This window comes from Streptomyces sp. NBC_01275 (genome assembly GCF_026340655.1).
In the GTDB taxonomy this organism is placed as follows: domain Bacteria; phylum Actinomycetota; class Actinomycetes; order Streptomycetales; family Streptomycetaceae; genus Streptomyces.
Window position 1 is genome coordinate 3,212,526 of sequence record NZ_JAPEOZ010000001.1, and the last position, 22,649, is coordinate 3,235,174.

Annotated in this window: 15 protein-coding genes; 3 read left to right on the forward strand and 12 right to left on the reverse strand. The window is 71.6% G+C overall.

What is annotated here, in order from left to right:
- Positions 1-222: 222 nt before the first annotated feature.
- The 3 genes from OG562_RS14090 to lepA form a co-directional block, all read right to left on the reverse strand.
- Positions 223-2,388 (reverse strand): SpoIIE family protein phosphatase, encoded by a 2,166-nt coding sequence (locus OG562_RS14090; protein WP_266397265.1) that lies wholly within the window; start codon positions 2,386-2,388, stop codon positions 223-225.
- A 225-nt stretch (positions 2,389-2,613) separates the two neighbouring features.
- Positions 2,614-4,488, reverse strand: coding sequence for a long-chain fatty acid--CoA ligase (locus tag OG562_RS14095; protein WP_266397266.1), 1,875 nt, complete (start codon positions 4,486-4,488; stop codon positions 2,614-2,616).
- Between the two features lie 259 nt (positions 4,489-4,747).
- Positions 4,748-6,616 (reverse strand): translation elongation factor 4, encoded by a 1,869-nt coding sequence (gene lepA / locus OG562_RS14100; protein WP_266397267.1) that lies wholly within the window; start codon positions 6,614-6,616, stop codon positions 4,748-4,750.
- Between the two features lie 195 nt (positions 6,617-6,811).
- Between lepA and rpsT the strand changes: the two genes are divergently transcribed.
- Positions 6,812-7,078 (forward strand): 30S ribosomal protein S20, encoded by a 267-nt coding sequence (gene rpsT, locus OG562_RS14105; protein WP_018570778.1) that lies wholly within the window; start codon positions 6,812-6,814, stop codon positions 7,076-7,078.
- A 402-nt stretch (positions 7,079-7,480) separates the two neighbouring features.
- On the opposite strand, the gene OG562_RS14110 is transcribed toward rpsT, so the two are convergent.
- The 9 genes from OG562_RS14110 to leuS form a co-directional block, all read right to left on the reverse strand.
- The gene (locus tag OG562_RS14110; RefSeq protein ID WP_266397268.1) at positions 7,481-7,876 is read right to left on the reverse strand and encodes a nuclear transport factor 2 family protein; all 396 of its coding nucleotides are present in this window, start codon (positions 7,874-7,876) and stop codon (positions 7,481-7,483) included.
- A gap of 132 nt (positions 7,877-8,008) precedes the next feature.
- Positions 8,009-8,995 (reverse strand): DNA polymerase III subunit delta, encoded by a 987-nt coding sequence (gene holA, locus OG562_RS14115; RefSeq protein WP_266397270.1) that lies wholly within the window; start codon positions 8,993-8,995, stop codon positions 8,009-8,011.
- A gap of 119 nt (positions 8,996-9,114) precedes the next feature.
- Positions 9,115-9,360 carry a hypothetical protein gene (locus OG562_RS14120; protein ID WP_266397272.1) on the reverse strand — a complete coding sequence of 82 codons (246 nt, stop codon included), beginning with the start codon at positions 9,358-9,360 and terminating at the stop codon, positions 9,115-9,117.
- A gap of 4 nt (positions 9,361-9,364) precedes the next feature.
- Positions 9,365-10,303, reverse strand: a complete 939-nt coding sequence (locus OG562_RS14125) for an arylamine N-acetyltransferase (protein ID WP_266397274.1) — start codon at positions 10,301-10,303, stop codon at positions 9,365-9,367.
- Between the two features lie 4 nt (positions 10,304-10,307).
- Positions 10,308-13,205, reverse strand: coding sequence for a ComEC/Rec2 family competence protein (locus OG562_RS14130; protein ID WP_266409258.1), 2,898 nt, complete (start codon positions 13,203-13,205; stop codon positions 10,308-10,310).
- 11 nt (positions 13,206-13,216) lie between these two features.
- Positions 13,217-14,290, reverse strand: a complete 1,074-nt coding sequence (locus OG562_RS14135; protein WP_266397275.1) for a ComEA family DNA-binding protein — start codon at positions 14,288-14,290, stop codon at positions 13,217-13,219.
- 172 nt (positions 14,291-14,462) lie between these two features.
- Positions 14,463-15,308: a DegV family protein gene (locus tag OG562_RS14140; protein ID WP_266397276.1), complete on the reverse strand. Its 846-nt coding sequence runs from the start codon at positions 15,306-15,308 to the stop codon at positions 14,463-14,465.
- Positions 15,309-15,468: 160 nt separating this feature from the next.
- Positions 15,469-16,203 (reverse strand): hypothetical protein, encoded by a 735-nt coding sequence (locus OG562_RS14145; protein ID WP_266397277.1) that lies wholly within the window; start codon positions 16,201-16,203, stop codon positions 15,469-15,471.
- Between the two features lie 195 nt (positions 16,204-16,398).
- Entirely contained in the window at positions 16,399-19,293 is a 2,895-nt protein-coding gene (gene leuS / locus OG562_RS14150; protein WP_266397279.1) for a leucine--tRNA ligase, read from the reverse strand.
- Positions 19,294-19,708: 415 nt separating this feature from the next.
- Between leuS and OG562_RS14155 the strand changes: the two genes are divergently transcribed.
- Together OG562_RS14155 and OG562_RS14160 are read left to right on the forward strand one after the other, a co-directional pair.
- Entirely contained in the window at positions 19,709-21,016 is a 1,308-nt protein-coding gene (locus OG562_RS14155; protein ID WP_266397281.1) for a ferric reductase-like transmembrane domain-containing protein, read from the forward strand.
- On the forward strand, positions 21,013-22,623 hold the full coding sequence (locus OG562_RS14160) for an NADH-quinone oxidoreductase subunit NuoF family protein (RefSeq protein ID WP_266397283.1): 1,611 nt from the start codon (positions 21,013-21,015) through the stop codon (positions 22,621-22,623). Before OG562_RS14155 ends, OG562_RS14160 begins: the two co-directional genes overlap by 4 nt.
- The last annotated feature ends 26 nt before the right edge of the window (positions 22,624-22,649 follow it).

A 22,649-nucleotide genomic window follows, 5' to 3' on the forward strand; every position in this document is an offset into this window, starting at 1 on the left:
GTCCCGTACGTCCGCACCCATCCATGCGTCCCGCGCGTCCTCGGGCCGGCAGCTCCGCGCCCGGCGGTCGCCCCGGACGCGCGCCCGCCAGGACGTACGCCACCGCCGAGCCCCTCGTCTCGGTGCAGCCGCTCGGCTCGTCCCGCGCGGCCGTCCGGCGCTGCACCCGCACGAACAGCGCCGCGTCGCGCAGGAGGGCTACGAACAGCAGACCGCGGCCGACTACTCCGCTTGCAGTACCAGCAGCGCCAGATCGTCCTCCGGCGGCTGTCCGCCGAAGTCGTGCACCAGGCTGCGGATGCGCTCGGCGATCAGCCGCGCGTCGAGCCCGGCGCAGCCGGCCAGCGCGGTGGCGAGGCCGTCGCCGTCGTCGAACTGGCGGGGGCCCGAACGCCGTTCCGTCACCCCGTCGGTGACGCACAGCAGACTGTCGCCGGGCCGCAGCTCCAGGCTGTCACAGGTGTACGTGGCGTCCTCGACGACCCCGAGGAGGGTCTGCGGATGCGCGGCCGTGGCGACGGAGCCGTCGGGCCCGAGGAGCAGCGGCAGCGGATGTCCGGCGGAGGCGAGGGTGCAGCGGACGCCCCCCTCGAAGGGCGCGAGCTCGCCGTAGAGGAGGGAGAGGAAGCGGGTCTGCGGGCCGTCGCCGGGTACGGCGGGGCCGACGAAGGCGCGGGCGGCGGCGTCGGCCGCCTCGGTCGCGTCGTCGAGGAGAAGCTGGTTGAGGCGGTCCAGGACGTCGGCGACGCCGTACCCCTCGCGGGCCAGCAGCCGCAGCCAGGGCCGCGCCAGGCCGATGACGACGGCCGCCTCCGGCCCCTTGCCCTGCACGTCGCCCACCGCGAAGCACCAGCGGCCGTCGCCCGCCGGGAACAGGTCGTAGAAGTCGCCGCTCGGTCCGCCCTGCTCGCGCGGCTCGTAGACGAGGGCGCTGCGCACCCCGGGGATCTCGGCGACCGCGCCGGGAAGCAGCCCGCGCTGCAGGACGGCGCTGATGGTGGCCTGGCGGGCGTACTGACGGGCCGCGCCGATCGCGAGCGCCACCCGGCGGCCGAGGTCCTCGACCAGCCCGGTGACCTCGTCGGGAAAGGCCGACAGCCCGGCCCGCCCGATGACCAGCGTGCCCAGCGGCCGACCGCCGACGATCAGCCGGTAGGCGAGAGCCGCACCCTGCGGTCCGGTCGCGATACCGGTCGCGATGCCGGCCGCGGTACCGGGCGCGGTACCGGGCGCGGTACCGGGCGTGAGGCCTGACATGGTGCCGGCCGCGGTGCCGGGCGAGCCCGCCGCCGCACCGGACGCGAGGCCGGACACGGCGCCAGGCGCGATGCCGTGCGGGCTGCCCGCCGTACCGTGCGGGCCGCCGCCCGCCGCGCCGGGCCACGGGAAGTCGGCGGGACCGGACCGCAGCCCGTCCGGCGGGCGCGGCGGGTCCTTCTCCAGGGCTCGGCGCAGCTCCTCGACGCGGTGCTCGCTGCCGTGCCAGACGCCGACCAGCCGTGGCCCGGGACCGCCCGGCCACGCCCCGCGACCGCTCACCTCGTCCTCCAGCCACACCGCGCACCAGTCGGCGATCCGGGGCACGATCAGCTGCCCGGTCAGGGCGGCGACCAGGTCCTCGTCGAGCTGCCCGGCGAGCAGGTCGGAGGCCTCGGCGAGGAAGGAGAGGGCGCCGCGGCCGAGCCAGTCCGCCCCCGGCCCGGCCGACTGCGGCTCGGGCGCGAGCGCCTGCGCGACGCTCCAGGCCGAGGCCGACGCGGGGCCGCCCGCCGCGTCCTGGCCCCCGCCCGCGTCCCGATTCACGCCCGCGTCCCGATTACCGCCCGACAGCCGTGCCCACACCGTCTTCGAGCCCCTGCGATACGTCACTCCCCAGGCGTCCGCCAGTGCCGCGACCAACCGCAGTCCCCGGCCGTACTCCGGCATCTCGTACGCCGGTTCGGCGCCCTCTTCACGGGGGGCGCCGTCACGTGGGGCGCGGGAGGGGTGGTGGTCGGAGACCTCGACGACGACGGCCCAGCCACCGGGGCGCTCCGGCTGCTCGGGGTCCTGCGTCGGCTCCCGCTCCTGTTCCAGCCGGCACAGCAGTTCGACGTCGGTGCCGGCGTGGACGACGGCGTTGGTGACGAGTTCGCTGACGACGAGCATCGCGTCCTCGGCGAGGCGTTCGGCGAGGCCCTCCGTGCCGGGCAGGCCGAGACCGGCCCACTCGGCCAGCGCGGCGCGCAGCAGGGCGCGGCCGGCGCCGGGCGCGAGGGAGCTGCCGGCGAGGCTCACGCGGGCGGGCGGGACCGGAGGCGCACTCGTGAGCGCCGGCGCGCCCGGGTCGTACGCGGGCGCGCCGTCGGCACGGGAGACAGTCTCCCGCTGGGTCGGAATGGCCACCATGGCCGACAGGGTGACAGACCGACCGCACCCATAAGCGCTCAGTTACGGAAGCTGACCGTCATGGGGAAGAACCGTGCTATGCCGGTGCTCGAAGACGAACGAATGGCGAAGGAATGATGCATGAATCGGGGGCGGAATTCGATCATCCACCCCCGGTCGTCAGTTCACCTGCTCGTCAGTTCACCTGCTCTTCAGTTCGCCCACGAGTCGACTCACGCCTCACGCTCACGCCTCACGCGCTCCGGCGTACATCTCGTCGATGAGGTGCTTGTACTCCCGCTCGACCACCGGTCGCTTCAGCTTCAGGCTCGGGGTGATCTCGCCGTGCTCCACGTCGAGGTCCCGGGGCAGCAGCCGGAACTTCTTGATGGTCTGCCAGCGCTGGAGCCCCTCGTTGAGCTGCTTGACGTACCCCTCGACGAGGGCGACGGTCGCGGGCGCGGCGACGACCTCGGCGTACAGCTTCCCGCCGAGCCCGTTCTCCTTCGCCCAGTCGAGGATCGCGGGCTCGTCCAGGGCGATCAGGGCGGTGCAGAAGTTCCGGTCCGCGCCGTGCACCAGGATGTTGGACACGTACGGGCACACCGCCTTGAACTGTCCCTCGACCTCCGCGGGCGCGATGTACTTGCCGCCGGACGTCTTGATGAGGTCCTTCTTGCGGTCGGTGATCCGCAGATAGCCGTCGGGCGAGAGCTCGCCGATGTCGCCGGTGTGGAACCAGCCGTCCGCCTCCAGCACCTCGGCGGTCTTCTCGGGCAGCCCGTGGTAGCCCTCCATGATGCCGGGCCCGCGCAGCAGGATCTCGCCGTCGTCCGCGATGCGCACCTCGGTGCCGGGCAGCGGCTTGCCGACGGTGCCGGTGCGGTAGGCCTCGCCGGGGTTCACGAAGGAGGCCGCGGAGGACTCGGTGAGTCCGTAGCCCTCCAGGATGTGGATGCCGGCGCCGGCGAAGAAGTACCCGATCTCCGGCGCGAGCGCCGCGCTGCCGGAGACGCACGCCCGCAGCCTTCCGCCGAACGCCTCGCGGATCTTCGCGTAGACGAGCGCGTCGGCGACCTTGTGCTTGGCGGAGAGGCCGAAGGACGCGGACGCCGTGCCGGTGCGCCGGAAGTTGTCCTGCGCCTCCTTGGCGTAGGCGCGGGCGACCTCGGAGGCCCACTGGAAGATCTTGTACTTGGCCCCGCCGCCCGCCCGGGCCTTGGCGGCGACCCCGTTGTAGACCTTCTCGAAGATGCGCGGGACGGCCGCCATGTACGTCGGCTGCACGACCGGCAGATTCTCGATGATCTTGTCGACGCGGCCGTCGACGGCGGTGACGTGGCCGACCTCGATCTGGCCGGAGGTGAGGACCTTGCCGAAGACGTGCGCGAGCGGCAGCCACAGGTACTGCACGTCCTCGGCGCTGATCAGCCCGGTCGCGGCGATCGCCTTCGCCATGTACGACCAGTTGTCGTGCGGCAGGCGCACGCCCTTGGGGCGGCCGGTGGTGCCCGAGGTGTAGATGAGGGTGGCGAGCTGGTCCTTGGCGATCGCGCCGACCCGCTCCTTGATCAGCTCCGGGTCCTTCTCCAGCCGGGCCGCGCCGCGCTTCTCCAGCTCGTCGAGGGTGAGGATCCAGTCGGCGGTCTCGACGCCGGCCGGGTCGATCACGACCACATGGGTGAGGTCGGGCAGCTCGGCGCGCTTCTCCACCGCCTTGGCGAGCTGGGCCGCGTCCTCCGCGATCAGGATCCGGCTCTCGGAGTCGGAGAGGATGAACGCCGACTCGTCGGCGTTGGTCTGCGGGTAGACGGTGGTCGTGGCGGCCCCGGCGCACATGATACCGAGGTCGCCGAGGATCCACTCGACCCGGGTGGAGGCGGCGAGCGCGACGCGCTGCTCGGGCTGCACGCCCAGCTCGATGAGCCCGGCCGCGATCGCGTAGACCCGCTCGGCGGCCTGCGCCCAGCTGAGCGACTTCCAGCCGTCGGGGCCCTCGCCGGACGCGGCCGGCACCGGGTAGCGGTACGCCTCCGCGTCGGGCGTGGCCGCCACGCGCTCCAGGAAGAGGCCCGCGACGGACGGCGGACGGTTCTCGATCAGTGTCTGTGTGTCGCTCACGACATCCTCCGGGCCCGCGACGGTGCGGCTGGCTCATTGCGGCTGTTGTTGGACGCGGCTGTTGTGTGACGCAGCTGCTGCTTGACGGAGCTGTTGTTTAACTCACGAGTAACTACTGAGCAGGGACAGAGTAGAGGGCGACTGGCCTGCGCGTAAGGGGCTCTGGACGGTCACTTTCTCCCGAGCGTTCTCCCGGGGACAGGCACAGGGCCCGCCGCGCTCTCGCGTGACGGGCCCTGAGAACCGGGGTCCACCGTGGCTACTTCTTGCCCTTGCCGGAGCCCGCGTTGTCGTCGCTGCTGAGGACGGCGATGAAGGCCTCTTGCGGAACCTCCACAGAGCCCACCATCTTCATCCGCTTCTTGCCTTCCTTCTGCTTCTCCAGCAGCTTCCGCTTCCGGGAGATGTCACCGCCGTAGCACTTGGCGAGGACGTCCTTGCGGATGGCGCGGATGGTCTCGCGGGCGATGACCCGGGAGCCGATGGCCGCCTGGATGGGCACCTCGAAGGCCTGCCGCGGGATGAGCTCGCGCAGCTTGGCGACGAGCCGCACGCCGTACGCGTACGCCGCGTCCTTGTGCGTGACCGCCGAGAAGGCGTCCACCTTGTCGCCGTGCAGCAGGATGTCGACCTTGACCAGGCTGGAGGCCTGCTCGCCGGTGGGCTCGTAGTCGAGCGAGGCGTAGCCGCGCGTCTTGGACTTCAGCTGGTCGAAGAAGTCGAAGACGATCTCCGCGAGCGGGAGCGTGTAACGGATCTCGACCCGGTCCTCGGAGAGGTAGTCCATGCCGAGCAGGGTGCCGCGCCGGGTCTGGCACAGCTCCATGATCGAGCCGATGAACTCGGAGGGCGCGAGGATCGTGGCGCGTACGACAGGCTCGTACACGTCGTCGATCTTGCCCTCGGGGAACTCGCTCGGGTTGGTGACCGTGTGCTCGGTGCGGTCCTCCATGACGACGCGGTAGACCACGTTGGGCGCGGTGGCGATGAGGTCGAGCCCGAACTCGCGCTCCAGCCGCTCGCGGATCACGTCGAGGTGGAGCAGGCCGAGGAAGCCGACGCGGAAACCGAAGCCGAGGGCGGCGGAGGTCTCCGGCTCGTAGACCAGCGCCGCGTCGTTGAGCTGGAGCTTGTCCAGGGCGTCGCGCAGCTCGGGATAGTCGGAGCCGTCCAGCGGATACAGACCCGAGAAGACCATCGGCTTGGGGTCCTTGTAGCCGCCGAGCGCCTCGGTCGCGCCCTTGTGCAGGGTGGTGATGGTGTCACCGACCTTGGACTGGCGGACGTCCTTCACACCGGTGATCAGATAGCCGACCTCGCCCACGCCGAGGCCGTCGGCCGCCTTCATCTCGGGGGACGAGACGCCGATCTCCAGCAGCTCGTGCGTCGCGCCGGTGGACATCATCCGGATCCGCTCGCGCTTGTTGAGCTGACCGTCGATGACACGGACGTACGTCACGACACCGCGGTAGGAGTCGTAGACGGAATCGAAGATCATGGCGCGCGCGGGAGCGTCCACGACGCCGACCGGAGCGGGGACCTCGGCGACGACCTTGTCCAGCAGCGCCTCGACGCCCAGCCCCGTCTTCGCGGAGACCTTGAGGACGTCCGCGGGATCGCAGCCGATGAGGTTGGCGAGCTCCTCGGAGAACTTCTCCGGCTGCGCGGCCGGCAGGTCGATCTTGTTCAGTACGGGGATGATCTTGAGGTCGTTCTCCATCGCCAGGTAGAGGTTGGCGAGGGTCTGCGCCTCGATGCCCTGAGCCGCGTCGACGAGGAGGACGGTCCCCTCACAGGCCGCGAGCGACCGCGAGACCTCGTACGTGAAGTCGACGTGCCCGGGGGTGTCGATCATGTTGAGGATGTGCGTGGTGCCCGGATCCTGGGTCGGGGCCCAGGGCAGACGCACGGCCTGGGACTTGATCGTGATGCCGCGCTCGCGCTCGATGTCCATCCGGTCGAGGTACTGAGCACGCATCTGCCGCTGGTCGACCACGCCGGTCAGCTGGAGCATCCGGTCGGCGAGGGTGGACTTGCCGTGGTCGATGTGCGCGATGATGCAGAAATTGCGGATCAGAGCCGGGTCGGTACGGCTCGGCTCGGGCACATTCTTAGGGGTCGCGGGCACGCAGGGTCCTGATTCTTGAGATATCCGCAGGGTCAGCGGCTCGGGTCGGATCGATACGTAGGCTCCATGGTCCCACGGGCGGCGACCGGGGACCGGTTTGGGCCACTCGCCGGGCCACTGGTAGCCTGGGCAGCTGTGTCATTCATCGGTACGGGACCCGTGCGGCCCCGTGCCAGAACCTGAAAAGGCTCTTTCGTGGCGAACATCAAGTCCCAGATCAAGCGGATCAAGACCAACGAGAAGGCTCGGCTGCGCAACAAGGCCGTCAAGTCCTCCCTGAAGACCGCGATCCGCAAGGCCCGCGAGGCCGCTGCCGCGGGTGACGTCGAGAAGGCCACCGAGTACCAGCGCGCTGCCGCGCGTCAGCTCGACAAGGCCGTCTCCAAGGGCGTCATCCACAAGAACCAGGCCGCCAACAAGAAGTCGGCCCTGGCCACCAAGGTCGCGACCCTCAAGGGCTGAACCCCTTTTCTGATCTGACTCTGATTGTCTGATCCGACTCCGAGTCGGTTCGATCTGATTCGTCGTTCGATCCGATTCGATCCGATTCGTCGTCCGATCTCATTCGGATCGCCGGAAGGACCCGGGCGGGCCCTCTCTCATCCGCCCCCGACCGGCACCCACGGATCGCGCACGGCCTGCGTTCGCCACGCGGGCGCGATCCAACAAGCATCACGCGTGAACCGAAGGCCCCGGAGCCTCGCCCTTCCCCAGGGCGGGAACCGGGGCCTTCGGCATGACGGCCCTGCGGGCAGGGCGAAGGCCCGGAGGCAGAGGCGCGGGGCCGGAGCCGGAGGCCGGAGCCGGAGGCCGGAGCCGGAGCCGGAGGCCGGAGCCGGGGCCGGAGCCGGGGCCGGCCTGGGGTCACGACCAGAAGGCGTTGCTCATGTCCATGTCCTCGACGCACTCGTCGAGGTCGGTCATCATGTCTCCGACGATCCGGAAGACGATGCCTCCCGTCTCGTCGATGTGCTTGTCACCCCGGTCGGCGACGAAGCGGTGCATGGACATGGCGTGGCCGCGGCCGTCGACCAGTACGGTGCGCAGCTCGACGCGCAACGACCCACCCGTCTCCGAGTGGAGCCGCCCGTACATCTCCATGATGGAGTCCAGGCCCTTGTAGTCTCCCGAGAGCATGTGGGAGCCGGGCACGTGGTGTGTACAGTCCCCCGCCATCATGCCGCGCAGGGTGTCCATGTCTCCGCGATTGAAGGCCTCGTAGCCCTTGCGGACGAGCATCGCGTGCGGGTGCTCAGCCATGGTGATCGCCACCTTTCCCGATTCGGCGATGTACGGCTGGTACGTCCGATTCTCCTCCCCGGGGAGGGAAGGGCCACTGGATCACCTGGGGGAAGGCCCGGAACGCCCGGGAGGCCTGGGCGCGGGGTGAGGTCAGCGTCCTCTGGAGCGGGCCGCCCGCGCGATGGCCACCACAGCCTTCTCCAGGGCGTACTCGGGGTCGTCCCCGCCGCCCTTCACTCCCGCGTCCGCCTCGGCCACGGCCCGCAGCGCGACGGACACCCCGTCCGGGGTCCAGCCGCGCATCTGCTGCCGCACCCGGTCGATCTTCCACGGCGGCATGCCCAGCTCCCGCGCGAGGTCGGCCGGACGGCCCCCGCGCGCGGAGGACAGCTTGCCGATGGCCCGCACGCCCTGCGCGAGCGCGCTCGTGATCAGCACGGGGGCGACGCCGGTGGCCAGCGACCACCGCAACGCCTCCAGCGCCTCCGCGGTCCGCCCCTCCACCGCCCGGTCGGCGACGGTGAAGCTCGAGGCCTCGGCCCGCCCGGTGTAGTACCGCGCGACGACGACCTCGTCGATGGTCCCCTCGATGTCGGCGACCAGCTGGGACACGGCGGACGCCAGCTCCCGCAGATCGCTGCCGAGAGCGTCGACGAGCGCCTGGCAGGCCTCCGGCGTCGCGGACCGCCCGGTCGCCCGGAACTCGGCCCGCACGAAGGCCAGCCGGTCCGCCGGCTTGGTCATCTTCGGACAGGCCACCTCCCGCGCCCCCGCCTTGCGCGCGGCGTCGAGAAGCGCCTTGCCCTTGGCCGCGCCCGCGTGCAGCAGCACGAGCGTGATCTCCTCGGCGGGAGCCCCGAGATACGCCTTCACGTCCTTGACCGTGTCGGCGGACAGGTCCTGCGCATTGCGTACGACCACGACCTTGCGCTCCGCGAAGAGCGAGGGGCTGGTCAACTCGGCGAGCGTGCCGGGCTGCAACTGGTCCGACGTCAGGTCGCGTACGTCCGTGTCGGCGTCGGAGGCCCGGGCGGCGGCCACCACCTCCTGCACGGCACGGTCGAGCAGGAGGTCCTCCTGGCCCACGGCAACGGTCACCGGGGCGAGAGGATCGTCATTCGCAGTCTTCCTGGCCATCGGGACAAGCATGTCACGCGCCACTGACACCGAACCCCGCGAGCGCCTCCCTGACCCCTGCCTCTGCCCCCCTCCCCTTCCCTCCCCCGCCTCCCCTGCCCCCTTGTCCTCCTGTCCCTCTACGGCTCCTCCCGCCACCCCTCCCACTCGCCCGCGAACGCGTCCAGCTCCCCCTCGTCGAGCCGCCCGTCCTCGTCCCGCAGCACGACCAGCCACTGCGCGTCCTCCGCGTCGTCCTCCCCGGCCAGCGCGTCCCGGACGACCTGCGGCTCCTCCCGCACTCCGAACCGCTCCCGGAGCGCCTCCACCACCTCCTCCGCGGCATCACGATCGGGCAGCACCAGCACATGTCTCACATCGCTCACCCCGTCATTTTCCGTCACGCCCACGGACCGTCGGCACCCGCTCCAGCTCGATCCCGAACCGCTCCCGGTACTCCTCCAACACCTCCTCGTCCCCCACCAGTTCGCGCTCCTCGCTCGTGCCGTCCGCGGCCGTCGCCTTCAGCTTGTGTCCACTGAGGGTGATCCTTCCGCCGTCCTCCGTGACCCGCGAACAGATCAGCGACTGGGTGAAGTGCGACCCCGGCGAGCTGCTGTGCCACCAGGCCCCGGCCGCGAAGTCGCCCAGCACCCTCGGTCGCACCTCCACCCGGTACACCCGCCCGCCGTCGTGCACGACGTCCAGGTCGGCCGCCCCCGCCGACCGCGCCGATCCGTCCGCCCCGCCCTTCACCCCGGCCGCGTCCGGGCCGGCCTCGACGATCCGGAACGTCCCGCCGGGATCCTCCTGTTCGCCTCGGTGCTCCCACCGGAGCGGGTAGTGGCTGTGCGCCCCGAACCCGACGTCGGCCAGCCACTCCCCCGCGTCCACCGTCCGCACCAGCAGCGCCAGATGGTCGTAGGGAATCCCGAGCCGCTCCTCCTCCCCGTACACCCGCGCCGCGAACAGCGTCACGTCGAATCCGAGCACCCTCAGCAGCGCCCCGAACGCCCCGTTCAGCTCGTAACAGAACCCTCCCCTCCGCCCATCGACGACCTTCTCGACCAGCCGGTTCTCCTCCAGCACGATCTCCTCGCCCAGATGGACCGACAGGTTCTCGAAGGGCACGGTCTGCAGATGCCTCAGGTGCAGCTCGCGTAGCACGTCGACGGTGGGCCACGCCGGATGCGGCACCCCTAGGCGGCGCAGATAGGCATCGACCAAGCGAGGATCAACCTTACGAGCGTCGACCTGGCGGGCGTCGACCTGGCCGGCGTCGACCTGGCCGGCGTCGGTCTTGCGGGCGTCAACCGGTGCGGGATTCATGCCCTCAGTCTCGCGCCACTCGCAGCGCCCCGCCCGCACCCGAGACAGCCAGCGCCCCGTCCCGGTCCGTCCGCAGCACCACCGCACCGCCCGCACGCAGCGCCGCGACCGTGCTGGGCGCGGGATGCCCGTACGGGTTGTCCGCGCCGCACGAGATCAACGCCAGCCGCGGCGCGACCGCCCGTATGAGGTCCGGATCCTGGTAGGCCGAGCCGTGGTGGGCCACCTTGAGCACATCCACCCCGCTCAACCGCGCGGCCGCCGGTGAGCGCGACAGCGCCCGCTGGGCCGGGGGTTCGAGGTCCCCGAGCAGCAGCATCCGCAGCCCGGCCGACCGCACGAGCAGTGTCACGCTGGCGTCGTTCGGCCCGTCCGGTTCCAGCGTCGGCCGCGGGGGCGGCCACAGCACCTCCCAGTCCAGGTCGTCCCCGATCCGGCGCCGCTCCCCGGCCACGGCCCGTACGACGGGCACCTTCCGAGCCTCCGCCTCCCTCCGCACGAACTCCACCTGGTCCACGGGCTCCTCGAACCCCGTCGTCTCGATCGCCCCCACCGCCCGCCCCCGCAGCACTCCCGGCAGCCCTGCGACATGGTCGGCGTGGAAGTGCGTCAGCACGACGAGCGGCACCCTGGTGATGCCGAGCGTGCGCAGGCACCGGTCGACCAGCGCCGGATCAGGTCCGGCGTCCACCACCACGCCCGCGCCGTCCCCCGCCGCGAGCACCGTCGCGTCGCCCTGCCCCACATCGCACATCGCCAGCCGCCAGCCCGGCGGCGGCCAGCCCGTGATCACCCGGGTCAGCGGCGGCGGCTGCACCACCACGAGCAGGAGCAGCACCCCGCCCAGCCCGCACAGCCACGGATGCCTCAGCAGCCGCTTCCCGAGCAACACCAGCCCCGCCGTGCCGAGGGCCAGCAACAGCGCCCCGCCCCAGCCGCCCGGCCAGTCCACGCCCCCGCCGGGCAGCGCCGCCCCCGACCGCGCCACACCCGCGATCCACTCGGCCGGCCAACTCGCGCACCACGCAAGCCCCTTGGCCACCGGCATCAACACGGGCGCCGTCGCCAGCGCCGCGAAGCCCAGCACCGTGGCCGGTGCGACCGCGAACTCCACGAGGAGGTTGCACGGCACCGCAACCAGACTCACCCGCGCCGACAGCACCGCCACGACCGGCGCGCACAGGGCCTGCGCGGCCCCCGCGGCCGCCAGCGCCTCCGCGAGCCGCGGGGGAACCCGGTGCCGTCGCAGCGCGGCGCTCCAGCGCGGCGCCAGCGTCAGCAGGGCCCCGGTGGCCAGAACGGACAGCAGGAACCCATAGCTCCGGGCCAGCCACGGGTCGTACAGCACCAGCAGCAGGACCGCCGTCGCCAGCGCGGGGATGAGCGACCTGCGGCGGCCGGTGGCGAGGGCGAGCAGTACGACGGCTCCGCAGGCCGCGGCCCGCAGCACACTCGGGTCGGGCCGGCACACGATCACGAACCCGAGCGTGAGCGCTCCGCCGAGCAGCGCGGTCGCCCGCAAGGAGATGCCGAGTCGCGGGGCCAGACCACGGCGCTCGATGTGCTGGGCCAGCCCGGGCGGCCCCAGGAGCAGGGCGAGGATGATCGTGAGGTTGCTCCCGGACACCGCGAGCGTGTGAGCGAGGTCCGTCTCCTTGAAGGCCTCGTCCAGCTCGGGCGGAATCCGTGCGGTGTCTCCCACGACCAGCCCCGGCAGCAGCGCCCGGGCGTCCGCCGGCAGCCCGTCGGTGGCCTCCCGCAGCCCCGCCCGCAGCCGGCCCGCCGTCCGCTGCGCCGCCGAGGGCTCCTCCACGACCGACGGCGCCGCTCGGTCCCGCACCCGCAGCACGGCCGCGATCCGGTCCCCTTGCGTCATCGCGGGCGCCAACCTCCCGGTCACCCGCACCCGGGTGGACGGCAGCAGCCCCAGCCACGGCGACCCGCCCGGCCCGCCCTTGGCTGCCTGTACGCCGCCCATCTGCCCGTCGGCTGATTCCGCACCCGCCCCGACGTTCCCGTTCCCGTTCCCGTTCCCGTCCACGATCATCAGCACCGGTGTCCGCGTCGCCACCGTCTGTCCGGCCGCTTCCTGGACGCTGCGCACCTCCCCTTCGATCAGGACGGAGTCCGGAGTCACGTGGTCCCCTCTGACCCTGGGCCGGGTGAGCCGGGGATCGGCGGTGATCTCGACCTCGGCGGTCACGGTGGCGTACTCCCGCGCCAGCACCGGCACCGGCCCTCGCCGCAGATCGGCCCCGTGCAGCCCGGCGGAGGCGGCAGCCGCGGCCACACAGAGCAGCACGCCAGCCACAGCCGGCTTCGGCCAGACACCGGGTCCGCCGGGGGCCTGCCCGCTGGAGCCACCTGAGCGCCTGCTCTCCGGCGCACCCGAGCTCCTGCCTTTGGGTCCACCCGAGCTCCCGTCCTCCGGCCCACCGGTACCTCCGCCTTCCGGCGCACCGCAGCTCCGACCACCACCCTGCGCGCCCGACCTCCGACTGCCCTGCCCGCCCAGGTCCCGGACGTCTCGACCGCCCAGGTCCCCGACGCCTCGGCCGGCCGCAGGCCGACCACCCCGCAGCCTGGAGTGTCGCTCGACTCCCGTGCCGCGCCGGCCCGCCCTCAGCAGCACGCCCGCCGCGAGCAGGCAGCCGAGCGCGAGGGCGCCCACCCACCCCGGCGACGCGTCCAACGTCAGCGCCGCCGTCGCCCAGGCCGCGAGCGCGGGCGGTACGAGCCGCAGATCCACCGGCCCTTCCTGCCGCGGGTGAGCATCGCCCAGCCGATTCCCGGAAGCCTCGTGCACAGCTCGGCGAGCACGGGAGCCGAGGCCGGTCCGAGGCCCTCCGGCCTCCACGGTCCGCCCGTTCCCCGTGCCGGAAGGCGCCTGTGCGGCGGCCATGTCGTCGCGCCTCATGGCCGTACGAGATTCCGCAGGTCGGCGAAGCGACGCTCGCCGATGCCGTTCACCTCGCGCAGCTCGTTCACCGACCGGAAACCGCCGTGCCGGGTGCGGTAGTCGACGATGTGCTGCGCCAACACGGGCCCGACGCCCGGCAGGGTGTCGAGCTGGTCCACGGTGGCCGTGTTGAGGGAGACGGGAGCCGCGGGCCCGGCTCCCATGCCGGCCCCGGCGGAGCCCGCTGCTCCCGCACCCGCCCCCGTACCCGCTCCTCCCGCCCCGGCAGCCGTGGCCGGTGCGGGACCGCCGACGACAACCTGCTCTCCGTCGACGAGGAACCGCGCACGGTTGAGCCCGTCGGTGTTCGTGCCCGGCCGCACCCCGCCGGCCGCGTTCAGCGCGTCGACCACGCGTGACCCGGCCGGCAGACGGTGGATCCCGGGCTTGCGCACCTTGCCGCTGACATCCACCACGATCTCGGCCCCGGCCGTGCCTGCGGCGCCCATGGTTGCGGAGGAAGCCGCCAACGTCGCGGACGTCCCGGCAGCGGCAGAAGGCGCGGCCCCGGCGGCCGGGCTCCGCTCTCCCACCTCATACGGAGCCGCGGCTCGCACCACCTCCGGAGGCCTCACGGGCTGGGCGCGCCCTGCCCAGAAGTGCTGTAAGGCGAAGGCAGCGGCGGCGACCAGCACCGCGGTGAGCGCGAGCACGCTCCTGCGCTCCATTCCGCAGCGCGCCTGCACCCACACCGGCAACCGCTCCCGCAGAGCCATCCCGGCTCGCTCCTGCCAGGTCCCTGGAGGACGCGCCCTCACCTCAGGAGCGTCACCGACGGGCACCTCGCCCACGTCCACAGCCAAAGCCAAGTCCACGTCCGCGGCCGCAGCTGTACCCGCATCCGCGCCCCCAGCCCGTTCGGTGAACAACACCTCCGCCCGCCGCCGGAGGTCCTCAGCCGAGGCATGACGCTGGCCGACCCGGCGTCGGCCGGGTGAGCGGCGAGGACGGACGCGGCCGTCGGAGTGTGGGCCCCGCCCGGGGCCGCTGGTCGCGTTCGGAGTGCGTGAGCGTGATCGAAGTGCCATGTCTCGAGGATCGGGCACTTCGCCACATCGCGATGATCTTGGTCAATTTCCGTGGATGACGGCCCAGTTGTGGATAACTCGACCACTCACCCGGGTGAGGAGCCAACAACCAAAGCCGACAGCCGACAGCAGGCAGCAGGCAGCAGGCAGCAGACCGATGCGTGGGCATCAGCTACCGCGGTGACACCACAACCCCCAACAGCCCGGGCCCCGTGTGCGCCCCGATCACCGCACCCACCTCGCTCACATGCAGGTCGCCCAGCCCGGGCACCCGCGTCCGCAGCCGGTCCGCGAGGGCGGACGCCCGGTCGGGGGCGGCGAGGTGATGGACAGCGATGTCGACCGGCGCACTGCCCGCCCGGTCGGCCGCCAGCTCCTCAAGGCGGGCGATCGCCTTGGACGCCGTCCGCACCTTCTCCAGCAGCTCGATGCGCCCGCCGTCCAGCTGGAGCAGCGGCTTCACCGCGAGCGCGGAGCCCAGCAGGGCCTGGGCGGCGCCGATCCGGCCGCCGCGGCGCAGATAGTCGAGGGTGTCGACGTAGAAGTAGGCGGAGGTGCCGGCGGCCTGCTTCTCCGCAGCCGTGACCGCCTCGTCCACCGTGCCGCCGGACTCCGCCGCCTCGGCGGCCGCGAGCGCGCAGAACCCGAGCGCCATCGCGACCATGCCGGTGTCCACCACCCGCACCGGCACCGGCGCCTCCCGCGCCGCGACGACCGCCGCGTCGTACGTGCCGGACAACTCGGCGGAGAGATGGAGGGAGACGATGCCGGTGGCGCCGGCCTCGGCGACCTTGCGGTAGGTCTCGGCGAAGAGCTGGGGGCTGGGGCGCGAGGTGGTGACGGAGCGTCGCTTCTGCAAGGCCTGGGCGAGAGAGCGGGTCGAGATCTCGGTGCCCTCTTCCAAAGCCTGGTCGCCCAGGACGACGGTCAGGGGCACCGCGGTGATGCCGTGGCGCTCCATCGTCCGCTGCGGCAGGTAGGCCGTTGAATCCGTGACGATCGCGACATGGCGGGACATGAGCTGGAGGTTACCTGCCGTAGCGCCTGGACGGCAGCCCGGCCCCTGACGGGCGGACAGCCCTTGACCGAATCAAGTACCGCGCCATGCACCGCGTCTGGCACACGGTCCGCCTCCGCTCGCACGGTCCGTCTCTCTCGCACGGTACGTCTCTACCGCGTCACGTCGTGCTCTCGGGGCGGGGCTTCTTCTGCCAGGGATAGACGGGGCGTGGCGCCGGAGGGGTGATGGAGGGCCGGGTCGGTTCCGCCGCGGTGTGTGAGCCGGGCGTCTCCGGCCAGGTCTGTCCTTGCGACGCGCTGTCGGCGGCCGGCGCCTCCGGCCACGGGGGCGGGGTCTGCGCGGGCTCGGGGGCGGTCCAGTGCCGCAGGGCTCCGGCCTCGACGTCTATCTGTGTGCTGAGGGTGTCCAGGTCGTCGTCGGCGAAGCGGTGGGCGCGGTCCCGGGCCGCCCAGCGCAGCGAGTCCGCCGAGCTGGTGATGCGCTCGGTGCGCTCCCGCAGCGCGGGCAGCCGCTCGGCGAGCGTCGCGCGGTCCGGCTCGGACTCCAGGCGCTTGAGCTCCTCGTCCAGTTCGTGTCCGTGCGCGCTGAGCCGCTCGAAGAGGCCGACGGACTCCTTCAGGGACGCGTCCTCGGCCACGCCCGCGTGCAGCGCGTCCTGGGTGGCCCGCATCGAGGTGCGCAGCTTCAGCCGGAGTTGGGCGATCTCGCCGGCCGGTCCGAGCCGGCCGAAGGACTTGGCCCGCAGGGTGTGGTCCTCGACCGTGCGGCGGGCCTGGGTGATGGTGCGGTCCACGCCTCGTTTGGCGGCGCCGACCGCCTTCACCGTGGCATAGGTGCCCAGCACGACAAAGAGCACGAAGAGCAGGGCGACGACTGCGATCACTGCTTCCACGAGCTCCTCCTCCGACCACCCGCGGCACACCCCGCGCCGCTCTTCAACGGTAAACGCTACGGGCAGGCGCGAAGTTCCAGAAGAACCCCGAACCTGCCCGTAGGGGACTACCCGGAGGCGCGCCCCAAAAACAGCAGCCGACCGACGTCGAACGACATCGACGGACATCGACGGACATCGAGCGACGTCGAGTGACTACGCCGTGACGATGTTCACCAGCTTCGGCGCCCGCACGATCACCTTGCGGATATCCGCCCCGCCCAGCGCCTTGACGACGTTCTCGTCGGCCAGCGCGGTCTTCTCCAGCTCCTCGTCGGAGATGGCCGGCGACACCTCCAGGCGCGCCTTGACCTTGCCCTTGATCTGCACGACGCAGGTCACGCTCTCGTCGACGACGTACGCCGGGTCGGCGATCGGCAGGTCCTGGTGGACGACCGAGTCGGTGTGGCCCAGCTTGCGCCACAGCTCCTCGGCGATGTGCGGGGCCAGCGGCGCGACCAGCAGCACCAGGGCCTCGGCGACGGGACGCGGCACCGCGACGCCCGCCTTGGTCAGGTGGTTGTTCAGCTCGGTGATCTTGGCGATGGCGGTGTTGAAGCGCAGGCCCTCCAGGTCCTGGCGCACGCCGTCGATCGCCTTGTGCAGGGCGCGCAGGGTGTCCACGTCGATGTCGGCGTCCTCGACGTCGACGACGTTCACCTCGCCGGTCGCCTCGTCCACGACGTTGCGCCACAGGCGCTGCAGCAGCCGGTACTGGCCGACGACCGCGCGGGTGTCCCACGGGCGGGAGACGTCCAGCGGGCCCATCGCCATCTCGTACAGGCGCAGCGTGTCGGCGCCGTACTGGACGGCGATCTCGTCCGGAGTGACGGCGTTCTTCAGAGACTTGCCCATCTTGCCGTACTCGCGCTTGACGGGCTGATCCTGGTAGAAGAACTGCCCGTCCCGCTCCTCGACGTCGGCCGCCGGCACGTACACACCGCGGGAGTCGGTGTAGGCGTAGGCCTGGATCATGCCCTGGTTGAACAGCTTGTGGAACGGCTCCACGGAGGAGACGTGCCCCAGGTCGAACAGGACCTTGGACCAGAAGCGCGCGTACAGCAGGTGCAGTACGGCGTGCTCGGCGCCGCCGACGTACAGGTCGACGCCGCCGTGCGGCTGGCCCTCGCGCGGGCCCATCCAGTACTGCTCGATCTCGGGGTCGACCAGCTCGTGGCTGTTGTGCGGGTCCAGGTAGCGCAGTTCGTACCAGCAGGAACCGGCCCAGTTGGGCATGGTGTTGGTCTCGCGCCGGTACTTCTGCGGACCGCGGCCGTCGCCCAGGTCCAGGGTGACGTGGACCCAGTCCTCGTTGCGGGACAGGGGCGTCTCGGGGGACGTGTGCGCGTCGTCCGGGTCGAAGGTGCGCGGCGAGTAGTCCTCGACCTCGGGCAGCTCCAGCGGCAGCATCGACTCGGGCAGCGGGTGGGCGATGCCGTCCTCGTCGTAGACGATCGGGAAGGGCTCGCCCCAGTACCGCTGGCGGCTGAACAGCCAGTCGCGCAGGCGGAAGTTGACGGTGCCCTCGCCGATGCCCTTGCGCGCCAGCCATTCGGTGATGCGGGCCTTGGCGTCGACGACGCCCAGGCCGTCCAGGCTGATCTCGTCGTTCGACGAGTTGATGATCTTCGCGTCGTACGACCCGAAGGCGTTCTCCCACGTCGACGGGTCGGTGCCGCGGTCGTCGGTCGGCTCGACGATGCAGCGGACGGGCAGTTCGAAGGCGCGCGCGAACTCGAAGTCGCGCTGGTCGCCTGCCGGAACGGCCATGATCGCGCCGGTGCCGTAGCCCATCAGGACGTAGTCGGCGATGAAGACCGGGATCCGCTCGCCGTCGACCGGGTTGGTCGCGTACACGCCGGTGAAGACGCCGGTCTTGTCCTTGGCCTCGGCCTGGCGCTCCACGTCGGACTTCGAGGCGGCCTGCGCGCGGTAGGCGGCGACGGCCTCGGCCGGGGTCGCGTGGCCGCCGGTCCACACGTCGTGGGTGCCCTCGGGCCAGGCGGCCGGGGTGAACTCGTCGACCAGCGGGTGTTCGGGGGCCAGCACCATGTAGGTCGCGCCGAACAGGGTGTCCGGGCGGGTGGTGAAGACGGTGATGTGCGCGCCGTCCACGGGGAAGTCGACGCGGGCGCCCTCGGAGCGGCCGATCCAGTTCCGCTGCTGCAGCTTGATGGCCTCGGGCCAGTCCAGCGCCTCCAGGTCGTCCAGCAGCCGGTCGGCGTAGGCGGTGATGCGCATGTTCCACTGGCGCAGCTTCGCCTTGAAGACGGGGAAGTTGCCGCGCTCGGAACGGCCGTCGGCGGTGACTTCCTCGTTGGCCAGCACGGTGCCCAGGCCGGGGCACCAGTTGACCGGGGCGTCGGAGGCGTAGGCCAGGCGGTACTCGCTCAGGACGTCGGCGCGCTCGACGGCGGTCAGCTCGTGCCACGCGCGCGTGTGCCCCGGCACGGCGCGCTCACCGGTCTCGAACTGGGCGATCAGCCCGGAGATCGGGCGGGCCTTCTGCGCCTCGTCGTCGTACCAGGAGTTGAAGATCTGCAGGAAGATCCACTGGGTCCACTTGTAGTAGTCCGGGTCGATCGTGGCGAACGACCGGCGCCTGTCGTGGCCCAGGCCCAGCCGACGCAGCTGGGACTTCATGTTCTCGATGTTGGCCTCGGTGGACACACGCGGGTGCGTGCCGGTCTGCACGGCGTACTGCTCGGCGGGCAGGCCGAAGGCGTCGAAGCCCAGGGTGTGCAGGACGTTGTGGCCGGTCATGCGCTGGAAGCGCGCGAAGACGTCGGTCGCGATGTAGCCCAGGGGGTGGCCGACGTGCAGGCCCGCACCGGAGGGGTACGGGAACATGTCCATGATGAACTTCTTGGGGCGGGCGACCAGCTCGGGGTCACCGGCCAGGTCGCCCTTGGGGTTGGGCGCCGCGTACGTGCCCTCGGCGTCCCAGAAGTCCTGCCAGCGTGCTTCGATGTCAGCGGCCATGGCCGCCGTGTAGCGGTGCGGCGCGGCCTCCGCCGGGACTGCGGCGGCCGCGGGGTTCGTCTCGCTCATGATCCTCAAAGCTCCATCGATCGTCTCTGCCAGCGGGTGTGGGTTTCGAGAAACGAAAAATCCCCTCGCACAGGAGGGGACGCCGCGCCGATGCCGGCCACCGTGTTCTCAGGCGGTCGGGGCTGGTCGGCGCGGCCCGCTAAGCAGAAGGCGTACAGCACGCATGGCGTTAGGGTACCGCAGGCTTTGAGCAAGCTGCGAGGCGCTTCCGTATGCCTGGTAGACAGCCCGCCCGCACCGTCTGGACTGAACCAAGGTCAATGCTTACTTCGCGTAACAGTCACTAAGGGACACCACAACCGTCCCCATTGTCATTTGATAACAACGCAATAACTCAAACCTCGTACCCATCGGTATGGAGCCGCTTAGAGTTCGGCAGCGGGACCGCTTTCCCGAACTGCTCGGAGTTGCCCCCATGAACCCTCGTCCTAGTAACAGCTCGCTCCCCAAGCCCGGCCGGTCGGCCTATGGGGTGGCGACGGCTGTCGTCCTGGTCCTCATACCCGTGGTCGTGCTGGTCGGCGGCGACCAGTTCCAGGCATTCCTCAACTTCGGTGCGGGCGTCCTGTCACTGGTCTGCCTCACCTGCTCGGTCATCTGGGGTCTCGTCGCCCAGGACCGGCTCATCCTCAACACACGTCAGCGGATCATCGCGCAGGGCATCCACCGCGTGACCGCCGTCGGCTCCATCGCGTTCCTCGTGGTGCACATCACGGTCAAGCTGGCACTGGACCACACCGTCCTGATCGCCGCGCTGATTCCTTTCAGCCTGGGCATCAAGGGCAGCGCCGGACTCATCGGCCTCGGCTCCCTGGCAGCCCTGCTCATGATCTTCGTCGGCATCACCGGCGCGCTGCGCAACCAGTTCGCCGCACCGGCCGAGGTCGCCGCCCGCTGGCGCGCCATGCACATGCTGGCCTACCCGGCACTGTGCGCGGCCCTGATCCACGGCCTGTTCGCAGGCCGCGCGGCAAAGCCGTTCTTCATGGTCTCGTACGAGCTGTGCCTGGCCGGGGTCATGGCCGCCCTCGCGCTGCGCGCCGCCCCGCGCCCGTTCAAGCGCAAGGTCGCCGACCGGATCACCGCCTTCTTGGGCACGCCGGACCGCTCCGCCATGGACGGCCTGGAGGCGTCACGCGCGCGCGTGGGAGAGACCGGATCGTCGGCACTGCCCGGCTACGAGGGCCGCTCGGCCCGCCCGTCGCCGGCCGACTCCATGGGCTCCAGCCGGAGGACACCGCCGTCCCCGCTGTACGACACGCCCGCCACGCCGGAGCCCGCGAACGGCTTCGCCGCCGCCTACCGCGCCGTCAACACGCCGCCCCGCGGCCAGCAGCAGCCCTACGCCGCCGACCAGACCGCCCGCATGAACATGCCGTTCGACATGCAGGCCACCGAGGCGATCCCACGCGTCGACAGCGGCGGCAGCACCTCGGGCAACTGGCCGATCCCGTCCCCGCCGCCAGTCGGCGAGGCGCCCCCGTCGGCCTACGACCCGCTCCAGGACACGGGATTCAACATCCCGGTCTACGGCAATTCGGGCGCCCCCGGATACGGCGGAGGTGACGTGCGCGACACCGGTGAGACGAACACCCAGTACGGCACGTACAACCAAGGTGACACGTACAACAGCGGTCCCGCCAATGAACCAGCGCCCGGCGCGTCCTTCGACGCAACGGGTTCGGGCGAACCTTGGAACACGCCTTCCGGAGGCTATAGGTGAACGAGGCCCTGCCCGACGTCCCAGAAGTCCGCGTGGTCGGCCTTCCGGTGCTCACGTCGGGCTTCGACCTTGTCGAGAGACTCGATCTGCCCATGCACCTCAAGGTCCACGGGCCGCTTGAACCCATGGGCGGGGAAGCCCTCGCCAAGCTGTCCGAGAACATCAACCTCAAGGGCCGCGGCGGCGCGGGCTTCCCCTTCCACAAAAAGCTGCGCTCGGTCGCCGAGGCCGCGATCAAGCGCGGCGTACGACCGGTCGTCGTCGTCAACGGCAGCGAGGACGAACCGGCCTGCCGCAAGGACACGGTGCTCATCAACCGTGCCCCGCACCTCATCCTGGACGGCGCGCTGCTGGTCGCCGAGGCGCTGGGAGCCCGCACGCTCGTGGTGGGGGTCACCCGCGAATCGACCCAGCGCTCCATGGAGGCCGCGCTCTCCGAACGCGGCCTGAGCAACGGGCGCCGCTCCGCGCTGCGCGCGAGCGTGCAGCGCAACCCGATCCGCATGGTCACCGGCGCCGCCGCGTCGCTGATCCGCTCGATCGACGGCGGCCCGGCCATCCCGCCCGGCCGCAAGGTCAGCGCCTCCCAGAACGGCGTCGGCGGCGCCCCGACCCTGCTCTCCAACGCAGAGACCTTCGCCCAACTCGCCATCGCCGCCCGCATCGGCCCGGAGCGCTACGGCAACACCGGCCTGTACGACGAGCCGGGCACCGTCATGCTCACGGTCTCCGGCGCGGTCGCCCGCCCCATGGTGATCGAGGTCCCCACCGGCGTGCCGCTGCGCTACGTCCTGCAGCTGGCCGGCGCCCCACCGGTCCCCCAGGGCGTGCTGACCGGCGGCTACCACGGCAAGTGGATCGACGCGGCGACGGTCAACGAGGCGATCGTCTCCCGCAATTCGCTGGACGCGGTGGGCGGGGCGCTGGGCGCCGGGGCGATCCTGCCGATCAGCATGGAGACCTGCCCGCTGGGCGAGTCGCTGCGGGTGGCGCAGTGGCTGGCGGACGAGAGCGCGGGACAGTGCGGTCCCTGCTACCTCGGTCTGCCCGCCGCCGCACGCGGCATGGAGGACATCATCAACGGCGGCGGCCCGGCCGCCCTGGAAGCGCTCAAGCAGGTCGCCAAGAACGTCAAGCGGCGCGGCGCGTGCTCACACCCGGACGGCTCCGCGATGTTCCTGGAGTCGACCATCAAGGCGTTCACGGACGACCTGGCCGCCCATGTCCTCGGAAACGGCTGCGGAAGGCCCGTGGAGGGCGTTCTGCCGCTCTTCGAGCCCGGGGAGGCCCCGGCGGGCATCACCAGCGGCGCACCGGCGGACGAGGGCGGTGGCAGCCGTCAGAAGATCTTCGTCGACTGGACGCTGTGCCGCGGCCACGGCCTGTGCGCGGACATCCTCCCGGAGGTCTTCCAGCTCGGCGCCGACGGCTTCCCGACGGTGGCGCAGGCGAAGGTGCCGCAGTACGCGGAGGCGAAGGCGCTGCGCGCGGTGCGCCGCTGTCCGGCGCTGGCCCTGCGCATCGAGGAGGACACGCGCGCGCAGGCCCCCGCCCGCAACCTCCCGGTCCTCTCCCAGGGCCGCGGCCGCCGCGCTCTCGGCCGCTGAGCCGCACGACACCCGTACGGCAGCCG

Bases quoted from the DNA above. Each gene is read 5' to 3' on its own strand.
- OG562_RS14130 (WP_266409258.1), bottom strand. From the start codon at position 13,205: ATGGCCGCCGCACAGGCGCCTTCCGGCACGGGGAACGGGCGGACCGTG.
- leuS (WP_266397279.1), bottom strand. From the start codon at position 19,293: ATGAGCGAGACGAACCCCGCGGCCGCCGCAGTCCCGGCGGAGGCCGCG.
- holA (WP_266397270.1), bottom strand. From the start codon at position 8,995: ATGGCCAGGAAGACTGCGAATGACGATCCTCTCGCCCCGGTGACCGTT.
- OG562_RS14110 (WP_266397268.1), bottom strand. From the start codon at position 7,876: ATGGCTGAGCACCCGCACGCGATGCTCGTCCGCAAGGGCTACGAGGCC.
- OG562_RS14155 (WP_266397281.1), top strand. From the start codon at position 19,709: ATGAACCCTCGTCCTAGTAACAGCTCGCTCCCCAAGCCCGGCCGGTCG.
- OG562_RS14090 (WP_266397265.1), bottom strand. From the start codon at position 2,388: ATGGTGGCCATTCCGACCCAGCGGGAGACTGTCTCCCGTGCCGACGGC.
- OG562_RS14125 (WP_266397274.1), bottom strand. From the start codon at position 10,303: ATGAATCCCGCACCGGTTGACGCCCGCAAGACCGACGCCGGCCAGGTC.
- OG562_RS14140 (WP_266397276.1), bottom strand. From the start codon at position 15,308: ATGTCCCGCCATGTCGCGATCGTCACGGATTCAACGGCCTACCTGCCG.
- OG562_RS14135 (WP_266397275.1), bottom strand. From the start codon at position 14,290: ATGGCACTTCGATCACGCTCACGCACTCCGAACGCGACCAGCGGCCCC.